Source organism: Parabacteroides sp. HGS0025 (assembly GCF_000969845.1).
Classification (GTDB): domain Bacteria; phylum Bacteroidota; class Bacteroidia; order Bacteroidales; family Tannerellaceae; genus Parabacteroides; species Parabacteroides gordonii.
This window is the reverse complement of sequence record NZ_KQ033903.1, coordinates 557,072-574,731: the sequence shown is the minus strand read 5'-3', so window position 1 is coordinate 574,731 and position 17,660 is coordinate 557,072. Positions and strand designations below refer to the sequence as shown.

Sequence of the window (17,660 nt, the reverse complement as noted above, 5' to 3'; positions counted from 1 at the left end):
ATTTAAAGTTATTCAACGTTTCCTGTAAATGTTACAACACTCTTAGCCGGGAGCGTAACTACATATGTATTATTTACCGGTTGTATTGTATCAAGAGTTGCCCATTTGTGTGTGGCGTCAGTCAGATGGCCTACTATCGGACCGGTAGTTTGAGTATTGTTGATCAGTAGATCTAGAGTCTTTTCTGTGTCATTGGTATTGATGGCAACCGCAGTGAATGAATTACCGTTTTTGTAGCCAGATACCATATATCCCTGATCCGTATTATATTCGGCTGATATGCGTCTACTGCCTACGGGTATGTAGCGTGTAAAGTTTCCGAATGTCTCATAACGTTTACCTGTTTCGTAGTCCGTACGGTTCTTGGCGATATAGATCAGCCCTTCGTTTGTTCCGCTGTCAGGCAACGCTCCTGCCCACCAAATAATCGAACTTACATTGGCTTCACAAAGATAACGGTGGAATTTAACTGCCCAGTTAAGCCCATCTTCTATGGAAGTACTGTATGAGTTATGCGGGTCGCTGATCTCTGTCAACCATACCGGAACGTTTTTCGATTCAGCTTTGGTAAACGGTTCGATAGCCGGATCTTTTTTCGTTACCGGGTCTACATAGCCATGTCCTGCTGCGATGATCGGGTAGTTGGTAATACGAGTATTGAGATTTAGAATATCACGTACATAGTTTTTACTACCCATGATAAAACCTAAAATACCTGTCCATTGTGCATTTTCTCCAAAGATAATCTTCACATCCGGTTGCTTGCTGGCGAATGTAGGCCCCATGTTGTTGACGATGAAACGTCCCAGGGTAGTTGTTCCCGGTAACCAGAGACAAGAACTCCAAGAGGCTGCATATTCCGGCTCATTGGCTGGTGATATGGCATAAGGCTTTAAACCTACTGAACCGTAAGCATCACAAAAAGCAGATAGATAATCGGCATATTCTTGATAGTAAGCAGATTTTAAATTCCCTTTCGAATCGCTGCCGTTACTTTTCATATACGCAGGCGGACTCCAGACGGAGTAAACGAATTTATCGACATCATATAATGCTTTGACACGTTGGTTGATCCATAGCTGACCTTTGCGTTGGGCCATTTCTTCGGCTGTTTCATTTCCATCGGCACTGTAGTCGATATCGAAAAATGGGTCGTCGAGCGGCATATCGATTTCTTCATCTAAATAGAAAGAGGTATCTCCTTCCTTTTTCCAATAATGAGAATAGACTTCACCTCTTAAGATATTCAGGTGCAATCCATCTTTTCCGAACATCAGGTCTAATACTGTATCACGTTTTCGGTGTGCATACAGATAATCAGCCCATCCGGCTTGTGCCACCCCGAAACCATCGATATTTTGTTCTTCTTTATCCCAATGAAGTACTACATCAGTATTTGCAACGGCTTTTGTCGCAATGGAACTACCAGCTTTCTGGTCTGCAAATTCGTTGTCTGTGCAAGATCCTAACAGGAACAAACAAGCGAATAATCCTAAGGTTAAATTTCGACGTGTTTTCATAATGAATGGCATTAATGTTAATCTTCATTGCAAATGTAGAGATTGGAAGAATCCTGGAAGTGTCTTATTCAGTCAAATTATTGCGCGTTTCTGTCAATTTTATTAAATCAAAACTCTTGCAACTGTCTTTAAATTGCATAAATTAACAGTATGACTGTCTGATAGGCGTTAGGTTAACAAATAAAAACCGAATATATGTGAATATTTGTAGGCGATGATTGCTGAGGCTTATTGTACTTAAATTATTGTTTTCCAATTGCTTTAGAGGTGTGGAAGTGCACTGTGAAGTCAAAAGTGATTGCTCTATTCGGTCAACGGAATAAGGGAGGTTCTTTTTTTCTAATTCGGATTTGAAAATATAGTGGGGGGAATAATGGGAGGAATGGTTTAATGAAGGGTAAAATCTTCTATGGTCAAAATGATATAACTATACTATGTAATCGAATTTACTATACGTACTAAATAGAATTACTACGGCGACTAATCAACGGTTGATAACCGTCAGCCGTATGGTTGATGATCGTCGGCCGATTGGCTGATAATTGTAAACCATACGGCCGATAATTATCAGCCGCTGATTTGTTCAGACGATAACTCGCATACGTTGGTAATTCTCGCGGTACTCCTGCGGGGTAACGCCCTTGAATTTCTTAAATACTTTGTAAAAATAAGACTGACTGACAAAACCACACCGGGAAGCGATGTCCATGATACATTCCTTTTCATTGTTGTTCAGTTCGCGGACAACAGAATTGATACGATATTCCTGTAAAAAGTCTGTGAAATTATGGTTCGTATTCTTTTTAAGGAAGCGGGAAAGTGTGGAAAGACTCATTCCCATATATTGGGCCAGTTCGTCTATCGTGATCGGTTCAGCCAGGTTTTTGCTGATATAATCGAGTATCTTTTTCATTTGATAGTCAGTCTCCGTATATTGCGGAGAAGCGTTTTTGGATAAAACGCGCACATCTTCCGACAGGGAGAGCTCATGTAGCAGAATAAAGAACTTCATGACCGAATAGAACCCTTTTTCAGTAGAGATCATTCGCATAATAGGAAGCACACGGTTGATATCGGCCTGGCCGAATACCAATCCATGTTCTGCTTTTGCCATCATTTTCATGACAGAATCGAACTGGTTCTTCTGGAAAGCCGGGTTAGAAAACAGGGACGGATGAAACTGGATGGTGATTTCATGAATATCGTTCGACCGGCAGTTACCGTTCATCCAGGCATGTTTCAATTCAGTGCTGGTGATCAGTACAAGGTCTTTTTCGCCGATAGTTTCTTCCGAGTCGCCGACAATACGCTGGGCACCGCTAGCATTTTCTACAAAGTTAAGTTCCCAAACATTGTGGACATGTATTGGGAAAGTGAAAGAAGATTTTGTGCGTTCGAATAGTATGAAACTGTCCTTAATGGATAGAGGCGACTTTTCTCTGAAAACTTCTGTTATCATGGCATTCATATTAAAACTAGTGTGTATGGGCAAAGATAGCAGATTGAACCTTAATTTGTACGATGAATTTTAAAAAATATTATGATAAATCATCAGCCGGATTGTATGGAAAGGTAAAAGGTTCGAAATTTCAACTCGTTTCGAACCTTTTACAATATGATCAGGACAATGCAGCGATACCTGTTCCGATCAGGTTGGCATTGTTCATTTTGTTGATATGAACTTCTACGTCTCCCAGTCCGAATTCATCCAGAAGCTCCTGCAATTTCTCCATTACGAGAATGTTATAGTCTTTGTCATTCCTGTTTTGACTCCAGAAAAGACTGCCTTCAGCTACCAGGCAAATCTTTTTGGTCTCTTTATTATAGGAAACAAGTAGTCGGATAAGACCGGCAAGCGATGCGGCTACCAGCTGTGCCGAGCGGTTGTAGATCCAGTGGGCTACCTGTACATATTTTTCTTTATGGATATCCGGATAGTTCATAATGGTAGTCAGTTTCTGCGCATCGAACTTTTCTTCGAATTCATCCAGCGGGAAGGTCGCTTTAAGTATGTCGCCCAGATACATGCCGGAAACAGCTTTCTCAAAACGCTGGTATCCACGGGTATTGGTGCAGGCATCTACCGTATCGTCGACAGTGGTCAGGAAAGGCGGATTAAAATCACCGGATTCCAGATTGACAGGGATCAGTCCTTGGACTTGGCAGGAGGGAGGAAGTTTTGTTATTTTCTCCGCAGGGATAAAAGTGGCCATATTCGTTCCGGTTCCGACAATCAGTCCTATATAGGCATCATAACCGCTGTTGGTCAGTCCGGCGAACAGGCTGGCTACGGTATCGTTGAGTACCTTTATACCAGTGAATTTGATGTCGTTCCTTTCATTCAGATAGTCGAGCAAAGGTTTTCCGACAGGTTCTCCGATCATATCCTTTATTTCAACACCCTTCGTCCAGTGCAATAACCGGGCGTCGCCATCGGGAAGGGATTCGGCTGCATAGGAGAAACAGTAACCGATCGGCATTTCTTCGTCCCGTTTGATCTCTCCGATCGGATCGGCCAGTTCCTTAAACAACTCCTCACGGGTGAAACCGGGTGTTTTCATAACGGACAGATCCTTTTTCCATCCGTTATCAGGGTGAATAGTTGCTTTGTCGTCTGCAAAATTGACTGTTGCCACCCTGTAATTGGTGCCGCCCAGGTCGAGAACCAAAGCCTTTCCGTTGATACCTTTACTCCTGGGAGTAATAAATGTTGGCAGACATTGTATTTCTGCATTGTCTTTTGCCAGACCTTCTTCTACTTTCTTCTGTAACGTAAGGGCAATTTCCTTCAATTGCTCCTGTTCTAGTTTAAAAATATTTCTCTCCATGATATACCGATTTAATTAGGATGCTAAGATCCTTCCTTTATTTGTAAATAACAAATTGCAGGGGGTATTTAGTTTTAAAAAATGTAGATGATGATGAAAAAACTCTTTGTGTCAATTCGTAAGTGGCGCGACTGTTTTTATTGTTTTTTTAAGAGGCGTCAGGCATAAAAGGACTTTGTTTGGCATTAATAGACCTGATTTCTTATAAATTGTAAGTTGGTGTTCGATTCGTTCTAATTTGATATTGGTTTAAAATGGTTAAATATGCTATTTTGACTATCAAATTGTCAAATAATATTTGGTTGATACCGGAAAACTGTGTTCATTTGCACGCAATTTGAAAGTAAATCTTATAAGTAATATATTTTATGAAAGCTTCATTATTGAGAAAAGAAATTTTGACACTGGTTGTCTTGTTCGTATGTAGTTTGGCAATGAATGCAGCCTCTCCGAGAAACTATCTTTATGATACAAAGGAGGAGAATGGTAAGATCGTATCGAAAGTTATCTTCCTGCAGGAAGAAGGACTTTTAAACAAGCAGGTGAAATATGAATTCACCTATAATGATAACGGCAAAGTCGCTGAAAAGAAAGCGTACCGCTGGAATCAGTCAAAAGAAACCTGGGATCCTTATTATCTGATTTCTTATCAGTATAACGAGGCAAAGGGAGAAATAAATTCCGTATACGGAATGTGGAACAAAAAGAAAAAAGATTTTAGTTTGAATACACAAGAAATGGTTGTACCAGCAACCAGTTATGAGGAAATATTCTCATAATACCTATTTTAAAACATTTCATAGACACACACACACGAAAGTGGCGCGAATAACAAAAGACGTGAGTCCCTGTTATTAGCGCCACTTTTACTATTTAAAAGATTATCTGTCGATCAGATAATCTTTTCTATTTCTGCTAAGTTCTTTGCTACATCCTCATCGGTAACTTCGTAGTTGCCCAGGTCGCCAGCCAGATACTGGTCGTAGGCGGCCATATCGATCAGTCCGTGGCCGGACAGGTTGAACAGGATGGTACGTTGCTTGCCTTCTTCTTTTGCTTGCAGCGCTTCGTTGATGGCAACGGCGATGGCGTGAGAAGATTCCGGAGCCGGGATAATACCTTCTGCCTGTGCAAACATAGTAGCTGCCTGGAATGTATCCAGTTGTTTTACGTCTGCGGCATTCATCAAACCGTCTTTCATCAGCTGGCTGACGATAGAACCGGCACCGTGGTAACGCAGGCCGCCGGCATGAATATTGGCGGGAGCGAAATTATGTCCTAACGTGAACATCGGGATCAGCGGGGTATAACCGGCTTCATCGCCGAAGTCGTACTGGAACTGTCCGCGTGTCAGCTTCGGGCAGGAAGCCGGTTCGGCAGCAACGATACGTATCTCTTTTCCTTCTGTCAGCTTATGACGCAGGAAGGGGAATGTAATACCTGAGAAGTTTGAACCGCCACCGAAGCAACCGATCACAACATCGGGATATTCGCCGGCCATTTCCATCTGCTTTTCAGCTTCGAGGCCGATCACGGTCTGGTGGAGCATGACATGGTTCAATACACTACCTAAAGTATATTTACAGTTCGGTGTCTGCATTGCCAGTTCAACAGCTTCCGAGATCGCTGTACCCAGGCTCCCCTGATAATTAGGATGGTCTGTCAGGATCTTGCGTCCTGCTTTTGTGCTCATACTCGGAGAAGCGATCACCTGTGCACCGAATGTCTGCATGATCGAACGGCGGTAAGGCTTCTGATGATAGCTGACCTTTACCATATAAACGGCCAGTTCCAGCCCGAATGCCTTGGCTGCATAAGAAAGGGCTGCACCCCATTGTCCGGCACCTGTTTCGGTCGTGATATTGGTTGTGCCTTCCTGTTTGCAATAGTAAGCCTGTGCGAGAGCCGAGTTCAGTTTATGAGAACCGATCGGGCTGACACTTTCATTTTTGAAATAGATATGAGCCGGAGTATCCAGCATCTTTTCCAGGCCATAAGCACGAACCAGCGGAGTAGGACGCCATACCTTATATAGTTCACGTACTTCTTCCGGAATTTCGATCCATGCATCCGTGGTGTTCATTTCCTGATGGGATACCCCTTTGGAAAATAAAGGATACAGGTCTTCTTCCTTCAACGGTTGCTTTGTCTGCGGATTTAACATAGGGCGTGGTTTGTTCTTCATGTCAGCCACAATGTTGTACCAGGCTGTAGGTATGTCTTTCTCCTCTAGTAAAAACTTTTTCGTACTCATAATTCTTTATGTAGTTTACATTATTAATCAAATTTGGCCTTTAAGGCTTACAACTTGGAAGCAAAGTAACAAATAATATTTCGTTCTTCAAATTGAATGAACAAAAATATATACCTTTGCGGCTTCAAACTAGACAAATAGGTAACAAACAACAACAATGAAAAAGCTAGCTCTGCTCTTGGTAAGTGCACTGACTTTGTTTTCCGCAACTGCCCAAAAGAAAAACTTTACTTACAAGTTTTATGGATTCGTACGTGGTGACCTGTTCTACAATACGCGTGCCAATATGGCTCCGGTAGACGGAAACTTTTACCTTTTCCCGCTGGATAAGAATCCGGATGAAGGCGGGAAAGATCTGAATGCGACCCCGAATGGTAGCTTCTATACTTTTACTTCCCGTTTAGGGATCAGTGTAACAGGGCCGAATGTGGGTACAGCCCGTACTTCGGCTTGTCTGGAAACCGACTTCGGCGGCTTTTCGGGAAGCACCACGATGCTTCGTATCCGCCAGGCCTGGGTGGCGCTCGATTGGGAGAAGAGTAATGTATTGATCGGTCACACCTGGCATCCACTGTTCGGTTCCGTTTTTCCGGATATGCTTAACCTGTCTACAGGGGCACCTTTTCAACCGTTTAACCGTAGTCCGCAACTCCGTTACCAATACAAGGCCGGTAAGGTGAAGCTGACGGCTTCTGCTATCTGGCAGCTGCAATACACGTCGAGCGGCCCGAAAGGAATGAGTGAAGATTATATTAAGAACAGTTGCGTACCGGAATTTTACGTGGGGGGCGATTATACTTCCGACAATGGCTGGTTGGCCGGAGCCGGTGTTCATTTGATTTCCCTGAAACCCCGTACGACCTCGGAGGTAGACGGTAAAACGTATAAAGTAAATGAGCGGATGACCACATATTCATACGAAGCTCACTTGAAATATACCGGCAGGAATTATACCTTTGCAGCCAAAAGCCTGATGGCATCCTGTCTGGATCAAACAGCCCTGATCGGTGGTTATGGTATCAGCTCGATCGATCCCCGGACAGGGGAACAGGAGTACACTCCTTTCCGTCATTCAACTACCTGGGCTAATTTTACTTACGGTACGAAATGGAAGACCGGGCTTTTTATGGGATATACCAAGAACCTGGGGACGGACGACGAACTGATTGCTTCGAAAACGGTCTATGGTATGGGATTGAATATCGATCAGTTGTTTACTGTGAATCTGAATTTATCATATAACCTGCCTCACTGGCAGATCGGACTTGAATATTCGCCGGCAACGGCCTGGTATGGTACGATCAACCAGAAGAGCGGGAAAGTGGGAGACACCCACGCCGTAACCAATCACCGGATACTGGGATTAGTTATGTATTATTTCTAAATTAAACGCTTTTGAATGAGAACGAAACTGAGCATGCTTTTACTGGCCGGACTGTTAGCGGTAACTACCGGTTATGCACAGAAGAAAAACTTTTCGTATAAGTTTTACGGACAGGTACGTGGTGATTTGTTTTATAACTCCCGGGCAAACTCCGAGATAGTAGACGGTTTGTTCCATCTCTATCCCAAAGATGTAGACTTGGATGCCGATGGCAACGACCTGAATGCTACGGCAAACGGTAGTTTCTACCTGCTTTATTCCCGGTTGGGGATAGATGCGGCAGGGCCGAATGTGGGGAAAGCGAAGACAACGGCCAAGCTGGAAGTTGACTTTCGTGGCTCGGGTAGTAACTTTGCGATGATCCGTGTGCGCCATGCTTATGTGAATCTCGATTGGGGCAAATCAGCCGTATTGATCGGCCAGACCTGGCATCCGCTGTTTGGCGATATTTTTCCGCAGATGCTGAACCTTTCTACCGGTGCTCCTTTCCAGGCGTTCAGCCGTAACCCGATGCTACGTTACCGCTATACGGATAGCGGGTGGAGCCTGACCGGAGCGGCTATCTGGCAGTTGCAGTATCTCTCTACCGGCCCCAACGGGAAAAGCGAGGAATATATAAAGAATAGTTGTGTGCCCGAATTTTATGGCGGCATCGATTATAAATATAAGAACTGGACGGCTGGTGTCGGGGTGGATGTCCTTTCGCTGGCTCCCCGGGTGAAGTCTGAATTTAACGATAAAGTATATAAGGTAAAGGAGCGCATTACTTCCGTTTCGGTGGAGGCGCACGCCCGCTATACGGATGATAACTGGAAGATCTCCGCCAAGACAATTATGGGAGAGAACCTGGCTCACCTCTGTATGTTGGGTGGTTACGGTGTCAGCAGTATCGACAAACGTACCGGCGAACAGGAATATACGCCTTACCGTCATTCAATGACCTGGCTGAATGTCGTATACGGAAAGAAATGGCAGCCCGGTCTGTTTGTCGGTTATCTGAAGAACCTCGGAGCCGGTAAAGATATTGTCGGAGCGACCTATGGTGTCGGCCTGGATGTGGATCAGGTGTTTACAACCAATCTGCAAATGTCGTATGTGTTACCTCACTGGAAACTGGGATTTGAATACAGCCCGTCATTGGCCTGGTATGGCGATAAAACACTGGCTGACGGACGTATCCGTGATACACACTCTGTAACGAATCACCGTATATTAGGTGTCTTAATCTATTCATTCTGATGAAAACACTGATAATCGGAGCCAACGGTTTCACGGGGAGACGGATTTTGCAGAATCTGTCCCGACGTGGAGGGTATGAACTGACAGGTTGCTCTTTGCACGGAGATATCGCTCCGGGAGATAATTACCGGTTTGTCCGGGCTGATATTAATGATCACGCCATGATTGCGCAATTGGTGGATGAAATCGGCCCGGAGGTTGTGATCAATGGTTCCGCTCTTTCTGTTCCCGATTATTGCGAACTGCATCATGAGGAAGCTTATGCAGCCAATGTGCTGGCTGTCGAAAATATAGCCCGCTGTTGCGAAAAACAGGGAAGCCGCTTTATCCACTTGTCTACCGATTTCGTATTTGACGGGAAGAAAACTACTTTGTATACTGAAGAAGATACGCCTGATCCGGTAAATTATTATGGTATCTCCAAATATCAGGGAGAGCAGGCGGTAGCAGCCAATTGCAGCAGTTATGCGAATGTCCGCGTAGTGGTTGTTTATGGCAAAGCCTTCCCCGGACAGCATGGCAATATCCTGCAACTGGTGAAGAACCGTTTGCAGGCAGGGCAGGAGATACGGGTCGTTTCCGATCAGTACCGCACGCCGACCTGGGTCAATGATATTGCTGACGGAGTGGAAAAGCTGATGCATATATCCCAAAACGGTATCTGGCATATTTGCGGTGGCGAATGCCTTTCCATTGCAGATATAGCTTATCGCGTAGCGGATTATTTCAAGCTGGATCGCTCGCTGATCCTTCCGGTCACTACTGAAGAAATGAACGAAGCAACGCCACGTCCGCGGTTCAGTGGGCTGAGTGTCGAAAAAGCCCGTTGCGAATTAGGGTATAACCCGCATTCCCTGGAAGAAGGAATGGAAGAAATGAGATCGTAAATCATATATATAATAAGTAATATGAGTACAGAAAATAAGAACTCTCTGGAACTGAAGTACGGCTGTAACCCCAACCAGAAGCCGTCGCGCATCTTTATGCAGCAAGGGGAATTGCCAATTGAGGTCTTGAACGGCCGTCCCGGATATATCAATTTCCTCGACGCCTTCAATAGCTGGCAATTAGTAAAGGAACTGAAAGAGGCTACCGGCCTTCCCGCAGCAGCCTCTTTCAAGCACGTAAGCCCGGCCGGTGCGGCTGTCGGTATTGAAATGAGCGACACGCTGAAAAAGATCTATTTCGTGGATGACCTGCCGCTTACTCCTTTGGCTACTGCTTATGCCCGTGCCCGTGGTGCCGACCGTATGTCTTCTTACGGTGACTTTATCGCTTTGAGCGATACCTGCGACGAGGCTACCGCCCGCCTGATCAACCGTGAAGTTTCGGATGGTGTCATTGCGCCCGACTATACGCCGGAAGCCTTGGAGATCCTGAAGAACAAACGGAAAGGTACTTACAATGTAATCAAGATCGATCCCGCATATAAACCGGCTCCTATCGAACATAAGGATGTATTCGGTATCACGTTCGAGCAGGGACGTAATGAGATCAAACTGGATGAAAGCCTGTTGACGAATATCCCGACCAAGAGCAAAGAGTTTACAGAAGAAGCCAAACGCGACCTGATCATTGCCCTTATTACATTGAAATATACACAGAGTAACTCTGTTTGCTATGTAAAAGACGGACAAGCTATCGGTATCGGTGCCGGCCAGCAAAGCCGTATCCATTGTACCCGTCTGGCTGGTAACAAAGCGGATATCTGGTTCCTGCGTCAGCATCCGAAGGTAATGAATTTGCCTTGGATTGAAAAGATCCGCCGTGCCGACCGCGATAATACGATCGATGTGTATATCAGCGACGATCACGAAGATGTGTTGGCCGACGGTGTATGGCAACAGTTCTTCACCGAAAAACCGGAAGTGCTGACCCGCGAAGAGAAACGTGCCTGGTTGGATACGATGAACGGCGTTGCTTTAGGTTCGGATGCTTTCTTCCCCTTCGGCGACAATATCGAACGTGCCCACAAGAGCGGCGTTGAATATATTGCACAGGCAGGTGGCTCCGTCCGTGACGATAATGTAATCGATACCTGCGATAAATATGGTATGACAATGGCCTTTACGGGGGTGCGGTTGTTCCATCATTAATTGATAATAGACGAATGGTTATTTGAATAGGCCTGGTTAGACTTATTCAAGTAACCATTTCCAGATAGGGACGACGGCGATCTCTTTTCCGTCTTCCATGATTATTTCTTCTTCATCGTAAGTGATAATGAGTAATTTATCAACATCCATAATTTTCGCTATTTTCGATAGAGCGGTTATTTCGCGTTTACGTGTTGCTTCCTCTTTCAGACTGTATGATACTTGTACTGCAAGTTTCTTTGTCGGTATATAAAAGTCAACTTCAATATTTTGATGGTAAAAGTAAAGTTCATCTTCATATTTCTTTTTTAAACTGACAGCCACCAGATTTTCCAATAGTGAAGTGACCGGATCAATGAGGAATAGGTTCAGCAGGCCATTGTCAATAAAATAGTATTTCTGATTGGATACTTTCTCTACTAATTTGCTGGCATAATTCTCAATAGAAAAAATCAACCATGTCGCTTGTAGAAATTCCAGGTAATCAATAACAGTATCTGTGGTGACTTTAACTCCTGTGGACGAAACGATGTTTGACAGCCGATTGAATGAGGATGGCTGTTTTACGCTTTCCGCCAACTTGCGAATCAGGACTTTCATGGCTAAATCGTTTCGGATAGAATACCGTGTTATTAAATCACCGAAAAATATCTTATTGAATAAGCTGCTTAACCATTGGCGTTTTTCTATCTCTTCTATCAGTTCCAGTTCCGGTAGCCCGCCAAAGTAGAAATATGCAGAGAATGCACGGACTATTTCAGTACGATTTTTGAAATACCAGACCGGTTCAACAGTTATACTATTAGCTTTCAGATATTCCCGGAATGAAAAAGGATATACATTCTGAATGAGAAACCGACCACCAAGTGTTGTGGCAATCTCGCTACTTAGCATTTTGGCATTGCTTCCGGTGATGTATACCCTATATTTCTGATCGGCCAGCCGACGGGCAAACTTTTCCCAATGCTCCACTATCTGAATTTCGTCCAAAAAGAAGATTGGATGATGTGCATAAAGCTCTTCGTAACAGACTTTGATAAGATCCAGATCTTCGATTGTTAGGCCTACCAGACGGTCATCCTCGAAATTGAAATAAAGAATTTCCTCTATCTGGTGTCCTTCTCTCAATAAATGTTGTATCTGTTGATACATCAGATAAGACTTTCCGGCACGGCGAAGGCCGACAAACACATAGTTTAGCTGGTCTGATAGATGAATATCTCGTTCTATCAGTGTTATTTTCTCTACGAAATTTTGATATTCAATAATTAGAGACTTTATCACATCCTTTTCCATGTCGTTTTATCTTTTATACAGGCAAATATACTGTGATTTTATCGACTATAAAAGATAAAAGTTTGTTTATTTTGTCGATTATAAAAGATGAATGTGCCTTTTTCATTCTGTAAGCAGGCGAACGTGATATAACAATGGTGTTTATTTAGGTATAAAAAACGAAAGGGACGGTCTCCAACAGGCCGTCCCTCTCTTATATAGAAAGATTGTAAAGTTGTTATCCTATGTTCTTTACCTTGATCAGGTATTCGGCGATCTGAACAGCGTTCAGGGCGGCGCCTTTCTTGATCTGGTCGCTTACTGTCCAGAATGTCAGGCCGTTCGGGTTGCTGATATCCTTGCGGATACGACCTACGTAAACAGGTTCTTTATCGGCAACGAACAAAGGCATCGGGTAGTCTTTGTTTGCCGGATCGTCCTGCAGGATGATACCTTCGCCTTCGGCAAATGCCTTGCGAGCTTCTTCGATACTGATAGGACGTTCTGTTTCAATCCAGGTTGCTTCGCTATGGGCACGCATAACCGGAACACGTACACAGGTTGCGCTCACTTCGATATCGGAGTGCATGATCTTGCGTGTTTCGTTATACATCTTCATTTCTTCTTTCGTATAACCGTTTTCAGTGAACACATCTACGTGAGGGATCACGTTGTATGCCAACTGATAAGCGAATTTTTCTACAGTAGGTTCTTCGCCCTTCAACAGTTGTTCGTACTGCTTGATCAGTTCGGCCATAGCTGTTGCACCTGCACCACTGGCTGCCTGATAAGTGGCTACCTGTACGCGCTTAATGTGCGATACCTTTTCGATTGCCTTCAATGCAACGACCATCTGGATGGTAGTACAGTTCGGATTGGCAATGATACCGCGGGGACGATTCAGTGCATCTTCCGGGTTCACTTCTGGAACTACCAAAGGTACATCGTTTTCCATACGGAATGCGCTGGAGTTATCGATCATCACAGTACCATGTTTTGTAATGGTTTCTGCAAATTCGATAGATGTACCACCACCGGCCGAAACAAAAGCAACATCGATTCCCTTAAAGTCGTCGTTATGCTTAAGTTCCTTCACGGTATACTGTTTACCACGGAAGTCATAAACATGTCCGGCACTACGCGATGAGCCAAAAAGCACAAGCTCATCCATCGGGAAGTTTCTTTCGTCGAGTACGCGCAGGAATTCTTGTCCTACAGCTCCACTCACACCAACAATTGCTACTTTCATTTTGAGCACTAATTTAATTGTGATATAAAAAAATTGTTATAACTTTACCGCATCCAAAATCGGTCACGCGTATAGTTGTAAGCTATTAGCGTGCAAAGATAGATAATTTTATAACAAAACTATATAACTATGAAACAATTCATTCTATTTTTCCTCGTATTGCTTCCTGTTTGTGCATTTGCACAGTTCACAGAAACGTTTGATGGGCCTGAAGTAAACTCTTTTAATCCCTGGTCTGGTAATCTGGATAAGTTTATAATCGATAAAGATGGCTGGTTGCATTTGAATGGGGTAGAAAATGAAGCCGGTAAAGTAGGCTTGCATTGTACAATTCCTTACGCTTCAACTATGCAATGGGAATTTGATGTCCGTATGGAAGAAGTCCCGAGTGAAAGTAATTACCTTCGTCTATATTTGTATATGGAAGATGATGGAACCTATTATTATGTACAAATTGGGCATACCGGAGCAAAAAAGATTAGTCTTCGTACGAATAATAAGCAGATATTGTTTCCGCTAAAGGAGAGTGCTATAACAGAAAAACCGGTATTGCTCCATATAAAAGCTACTTTGGAGAACAATAATATATGGACTTTGTACTCCCGAAGACAAGGAGAATCCTGTTACCGTTTGGAAGGTAGTACTACTAAATTCCCCGTGAAAGCGCCTCAGGAAAGTGGGGAGTTGACGCTTAACATAGAATATACAAAAACACGTTATCAGCATTTTGCAATTGATAATCTGAATGTATCTTATAATATTACTCCTACTGATACAATTCCTGACGATACTCCTGTTGATCCTGATCCGGAAGAACCGTTGCCACCTGATATTGTTTTGCCGAAACTGCTTTCTGTCGAACCGTTAAGTTTGTCTGAACTTCAGTTTACTTTTGATCAAGCGGTGAATATAACAGAGGCCGAGTTCTCCATATCTGATATTGGTAAGGCTAATCGTGTGACATATACTGACGATGAAGAAATGACGATTGTGAATACCCGCTATCCAAAGGAGATGGTTGCGGGAGTAGAATATACAATTTCTTATAAAGGGATTACTGATAAGGAGGGAAACAAACTTTCTTCTTTCTCACAAGAGTTTAAACTGGAAGAAGAGGGAGAAGAAGCCACTTCCGGTTCTGTTCGGATAAACGAAATAATGGCAGATCCGAAAGGCTTGAAAGAATTACCTGAAACGGAGTATGTAGAGCTATATAATAAAACGGCCAATATGATCAGTTTGGCAGGCTGGCAGTTTTCCTATGGTGGAAAAGCTAAATCTATGGGCTCGTTTGAAATTCCGGCAAACGGTTATGCTATACTTTTCCGTTCCGGACGTGATATAAAGATTGATCCTTCGGCTATAAAAGTACCATTAGATAATTTCCCGTCTCAATTGGCAAATGCAGGTAAGCAACTGCAATTACTCGATGCTTCGGGTAATCTGATCGACGAAGTAACTTACGATAAAGCCAAACCTGGCAAATCATGGGAACGTTCATCCGATGGCTGGCATCTTTCTTCCGATCCCCGAGGAGGAACACCCGGTTCGGCCAACTCTTCCGGACAAAGAGAGCCGGAACAACCGGAAAAACCTGTTGAACCCGATAAGCCGGCAGAACCCGAAATCCCCGACGATCCCTCAGTTTCGCCAACTATCAAAGTTGAACCGAAAGAATTTATCTTTAATGAGCTTCTTCCCAACCCCTTTGCCGGAGGTAGCGAATACTTCGAGTTATATAACCGTTCCGACCGTTCTTTGCCTTTGTCCGGTTTGTCTGTCGCTGTGCGTAAAACGGATGGAACGTTGAGCACACGCTACCCATTATCTTCAATAAATACGCTTATCGAGCCGGATGGTTATGCCGTACTAACCAAGAGTATTGAGGGAGTAGCTGATTTCTATATGGTGACATCCCCTGCAGCCCTCTTTGAAATCTCAAAATTACCTATATTGGCAAATACATCTTCTACCCTTGTTTTGTTCCGTACTGAAGATGGAACGATAATCGACGAAGTGTCCTACTCTTCCAAATGGCATGCCTCTTCGATAAAAGATCAGAAAGGAGTCGCCCTTGAACGGATCGATCCCGAAGCCGAAACACAATCTCCTTCCAACTGGACTTCTGCATCAGCCACAGCAGGTTATGGAACTCCAGGATATCGTAATTCCCAATCTGATATTTCTTTCCCGAATGAACCGGATAAGCCAACCGGTATCGAAGCTCCTGAATGGGTTCCCGGTTCAAAGCATTACAAAATCACCTACTATCTGGATCAACCGGGATATAGTTGCCGTGCATTTGTTTTCAACACGATCGGGCAACGTGTAGCCGAGATAGCCAACCATGAACTGCTGGAACTTTCCGGTGAGTTAACCTGGGATGGCGCGTCACTGGCTGGTAGCCACTTACGAACCGGCGTTTATATTTTCTATGCCGAACTGTATCATACCAGCGGTACGGTAAAAAGATATAAACAGGTATTCCTGGTTCGCTGAGAACGTGTGGATAAGTAGTAAAAGTTGCTATATTAGAGTACGATAACCATGTATTCTGATATAGCAACTAAATTCTTTTATTTATAAACCGCCTTATACCATTGTGTATTATTCCTGTACCAATCGGTTAGTTGAGTCAATTTTTCCTGTGGGGGATAAATGGATAAGCCGGAGAAGGTATCTACTTTTGTTGTTCCGCCTTTTGTACAATAAATATAATCAGTACTATATCTGTTCGTTACAGCTTTATCCATGCAGGCCGTAAAACGTGCATACTGCTCGTCCGTAGCTAAATGTTTGATAAGGTCGCTGAAGTCGTAAAGTCTTGTAGGAGCACTCGGAAGATAAGATAAAGTCTGTATCTCTCCAAGTGGTAACGAATATATTCCATCCTCCCCTCCGTTAGCGGAAATGATCTCTTTGGTGATAGCTGCGAGATTATCCAATTCGCTTGTATTTGTCACGGCAATGCAACCATAAGGACTTTCATTATTCTTATAAAATTCGTAAAAGCCTTTTGCTATCCCTTCTAAGTTTACATTTTTCTCAAAGAAATAAGGTAATATAGTCTGGTAAGGGAAGCCCGCTGCAATAACTTCTGCCGGGGATGCGATGATATGATCCGCTTTATCCTTTAGCTCATAAACACATTCGACACCTCCCATGCTGCAAACATCAAAAAGAAGGAAGTCAAAGTGATATTCATCGGGTATGCCCTCAGCCAGTTCATATATTTCCATATTTTTACCTCCTTCTTCTCCGAATGATTTTAGCATCTTATTATAACCGGAAGGTAACCACGAAGTGCCGTGGCTAGAGAAGATCATACCATAACTTTCAGCAGGGAAATCGGTAACTACTTTATTGATAACATTTCTCATTACCTCCGGATCGATTGCGCTTTGATTGGTATAATCAGCGATATGATGCTTGGTCACAACGCCGTTCGAACCTTCTTTGATCTGATAGAGTTCTGCTGTCTTATCACTCTTGGAATAATAAATAATGAGATTTCCACCATTCAGGTTTTTGGGAGTGGCAACAGAGATCATACTGTCAATATTTTTATTGATATACGATCCCAGATTACTGGCTACTACATATACCAGAACTGTCCGTTTGGGCCCTTGTTCCTCAAATTCCTCTTTCGTACAACTACCAAAAGTGAGTATGGTAAGTAGGATATATATAAAATATTTACTCTTCATATTATGTTATGTATGCTGAAGATTACAAAGGTACGGATAATTTTTATCCAGACGCTGAATTTAATATCATTTCTATCTATCTGAATATACTTTTTGTTTATATTTGTG

Annotated in this window: 13 protein-coding genes; 6 read left to right on the top strand and 7 right to left on the bottom strand. The window is 43.4% G+C overall.

Annotated features, from left to right (window positions below; genetic code table 11):
• Nucleotides 1–8: 8 nt before the first annotated feature.
• The 3 genes from HMPREF1212_RS19395 to HMPREF1212_RS19385 all read right to left on the bottom strand — a co-directional run bounded on the left by HMPREF1212_RS19395 (nt 9) and on the right by HMPREF1212_RS19385 (nt 4,348).
• Nucleotides 9–1,520, bottom strand: a complete 1,512-nt coding sequence (locus HMPREF1212_RS19395) for a glycoside hydrolase (RefSeq protein WP_046150745.1) — start codon at nt 1,518–1,520, stop codon at nt 9–11.
• Nucleotides 1,521–2,103: 583 nt separating this feature from the next.
• Nucleotides 2,104–2,979, bottom strand: a complete 876-nt coding sequence (locus HMPREF1212_RS19390) for an AraC family transcriptional regulator (protein ID WP_028726385.1) — start codon at nt 2,977–2,979, stop codon at nt 2,104–2,106.
• A gap of 160 nt (nt 2,980–3,139) precedes the next feature.
• On the bottom strand, nt 3,140–4,348 hold the full coding sequence (locus tag HMPREF1212_RS19385) for a hexokinase family protein (RefSeq protein WP_028726384.1): 1,209 nt from the start codon (nt 4,346–4,348) through the stop codon (nt 3,140–3,142).
• Between the two features lie 368 nt (nt 4,349–4,716).
• On the opposite strand from HMPREF1212_RS19385, the gene HMPREF1212_RS19380 reads away from it, so the two are divergent.
• The gene (locus tag HMPREF1212_RS19380; RefSeq protein WP_046150744.1) at nt 4,717–5,127 is read left to right on the top strand and encodes a DUF3836 domain-containing protein; all 411 of its coding nucleotides are present in this window, start codon (nt 4,717–4,719) and stop codon (nt 5,125–5,127) included.
• A 113-nt stretch (nt 5,128–5,240) separates the two neighbouring features.
• Here the strand turns inward: HMPREF1212_RS19380 and HMPREF1212_RS19375 are convergent, their stop codons facing one another.
• Nucleotides 5,241–6,602 (bottom strand): TrpB-like pyridoxal phosphate-dependent enzyme, encoded by a 1,362-nt coding sequence (locus HMPREF1212_RS19375; protein ID WP_046150743.1) that lies wholly within the window; start codon nt 6,600–6,602, stop codon nt 5,241–5,243.
• Between the two features lie 157 nt (nt 6,603–6,759).
• Here HMPREF1212_RS19375 and HMPREF1212_RS19370 point away from each other — a divergent pair, with 157 nt between their 5' ends.
• Genes HMPREF1212_RS19370 through HMPREF1212_RS19355 form a run of 4 tightly spaced genes read left to right on the top strand, consistent with a single transcriptional unit; the run spans nt 6,760 to nt 11,321 of the window.
• A complete protein-coding gene (locus HMPREF1212_RS19370; RefSeq protein WP_046150742.1) occupies nt 6,760–7,986 on the top strand; it encodes a membrane protein in 1,227 nt (408 codons plus the stop codon).
• A 15-nt stretch (nt 7,987–8,001) separates the two neighbouring features.
• Entirely contained in the window at nt 8,002–9,225 is a 1,224-nt protein-coding gene (locus HMPREF1212_RS19365) for a DcaP family trimeric outer membrane transporter (protein WP_046150741.1), read from the top strand.
• Nucleotides 9,222–10,112: an SDR family oxidoreductase gene (locus tag HMPREF1212_RS19360; RefSeq protein ID WP_198293299.1), complete on the top strand. Its 891-nt coding sequence runs from the start codon at nt 9,222–9,224 to the stop codon at nt 10,110–10,112. Before HMPREF1212_RS19365 ends, HMPREF1212_RS19360 begins: the two co-directional genes overlap by 4 nt.
• Nucleotides 10,113–10,133: 21 nt before the next feature.
• On the top strand, nt 10,134–11,321 hold the full coding sequence (locus tag HMPREF1212_RS19355) for a phosphoribosylaminoimidazolecarboxamide formyltransferase (protein ID WP_028726378.1): 1,188 nt from the start codon (nt 10,134–10,136) through the stop codon (nt 11,319–11,321).
• 42 nt (nt 11,322–11,363) lie between these two features.
• On the opposite strand, the gene HMPREF1212_RS19350 is transcribed toward HMPREF1212_RS19355, so the two are convergent.
• Together HMPREF1212_RS19350 and HMPREF1212_RS19345 are read right to left on the bottom strand one after the other, a co-directional pair.
• The gene (locus tag HMPREF1212_RS19350) at nt 11,364–12,617 is read right to left on the bottom strand and encodes an ATP-binding protein (protein ID WP_046150739.1); all 1,254 of its coding nucleotides are present in this window, start codon (nt 12,615–12,617) and stop codon (nt 11,364–11,366) included.
• 217 nt (nt 12,618–12,834) lie between these two features.
• Nucleotides 12,835–13,845, bottom strand: coding sequence for an aspartate-semialdehyde dehydrogenase (locus tag HMPREF1212_RS19345; protein WP_028726376.1), 1,011 nt, complete (start codon nt 13,843–13,845; stop codon nt 12,835–12,837).
• A 129-nt stretch (nt 13,846–13,974) separates the two neighbouring features.
• Between HMPREF1212_RS19345 and HMPREF1212_RS19340 the strand changes: the two genes are divergently transcribed.
• On the top strand, nt 13,975–16,344 hold the full coding sequence (locus HMPREF1212_RS19340; protein ID WP_046150738.1) for a lamin tail domain-containing protein: 2,370 nt from the start codon (nt 13,975–13,977) through the stop codon (nt 16,342–16,344).
• Nucleotides 16,345–16,421: 77 nt separating this feature from the next.
• Here the strand turns inward: HMPREF1212_RS19340 and HMPREF1212_RS19335 are convergent, their stop codons facing one another.
• Nucleotides 16,422–17,552 (bottom strand): clostripain-related cysteine peptidase, encoded by a 1,131-nt coding sequence (locus HMPREF1212_RS19335; protein WP_046150737.1) that lies wholly within the window; start codon nt 17,550–17,552, stop codon nt 16,422–16,424.
• Nucleotides 17,553–17,660: the final 108 nt, after the last annotated feature.

What these genes read in the sequence shown, in the direction of transcription:
- HMPREF1212_RS19395 (WP_046150745.1), bottom strand. Translation starts at nt 1,520, where the DNA reads ATGAAAACACGTCGAAATTTAACCTTAGGATTATTCGCTTGTTTGTTC.
- HMPREF1212_RS19390 (WP_028726385.1), bottom strand. Translation starts at nt 2,979, where the DNA reads ATGATAACAGAAGTTTTCAGAGAAAAGTCGCCTCTATCCATTAAGGAC.
- HMPREF1212_RS19385 (WP_028726384.1), bottom strand. Translation starts at nt 4,348, where the DNA reads ATGGAGAGAAATATTTTTAAACTAGAACAGGAGCAATTGAAGGAAATT.
- HMPREF1212_RS19380 (WP_046150744.1), top strand. Translation starts at nt 4,717, where the DNA reads ATGAAAGCTTCATTATTGAGAAAAGAAATTTTGACACTGGTTGTCTTG.
- HMPREF1212_RS19375 (WP_046150743.1), bottom strand. Translation starts at nt 6,602, where the DNA reads ATGAGTACGAAAAAGTTTTTACTAGAGGAGAAAGACATACCTACAGCC.
- HMPREF1212_RS19370 (WP_046150742.1), top strand. Translation starts at nt 6,760, where the DNA reads ATGAAAAAGCTAGCTCTGCTCTTGGTAAGTGCACTGACTTTGTTTTCC.
- HMPREF1212_RS19365 (WP_046150741.1), top strand. Translation starts at nt 8,002, where the DNA reads ATGAGAACGAAACTGAGCATGCTTTTACTGGCCGGACTGTTAGCGGTA.
- HMPREF1212_RS19355 (WP_028726378.1), top strand. Translation starts at nt 10,134, where the DNA reads ATGAGTACAGAAAATAAGAACTCTCTGGAACTGAAGTACGGCTGTAAC.
- HMPREF1212_RS19350 (WP_046150739.1), bottom strand. Translation starts at nt 12,617, where the DNA reads ATGGAAAAGGATGTGATAAAGTCTCTAATTATTGAATATCAAAATTTC.
- HMPREF1212_RS19345 (WP_028726376.1), bottom strand. Translation starts at nt 13,845, where the DNA reads ATGAAAGTAGCAATTGTTGGTGTGAGTGGAGCTGTAGGACAAGAATTC.
- HMPREF1212_RS19340 (WP_046150738.1), top strand. Translation starts at nt 13,975, where the DNA reads ATGAAACAATTCATTCTATTTTTCCTCGTATTGCTTCCTGTTTGTGCA.
- HMPREF1212_RS19335 (WP_046150737.1), bottom strand. Translation starts at nt 17,552, where the DNA reads ATGAAGAGTAAATATTTTATATATATCCTACTTACCATACTCACTTTT.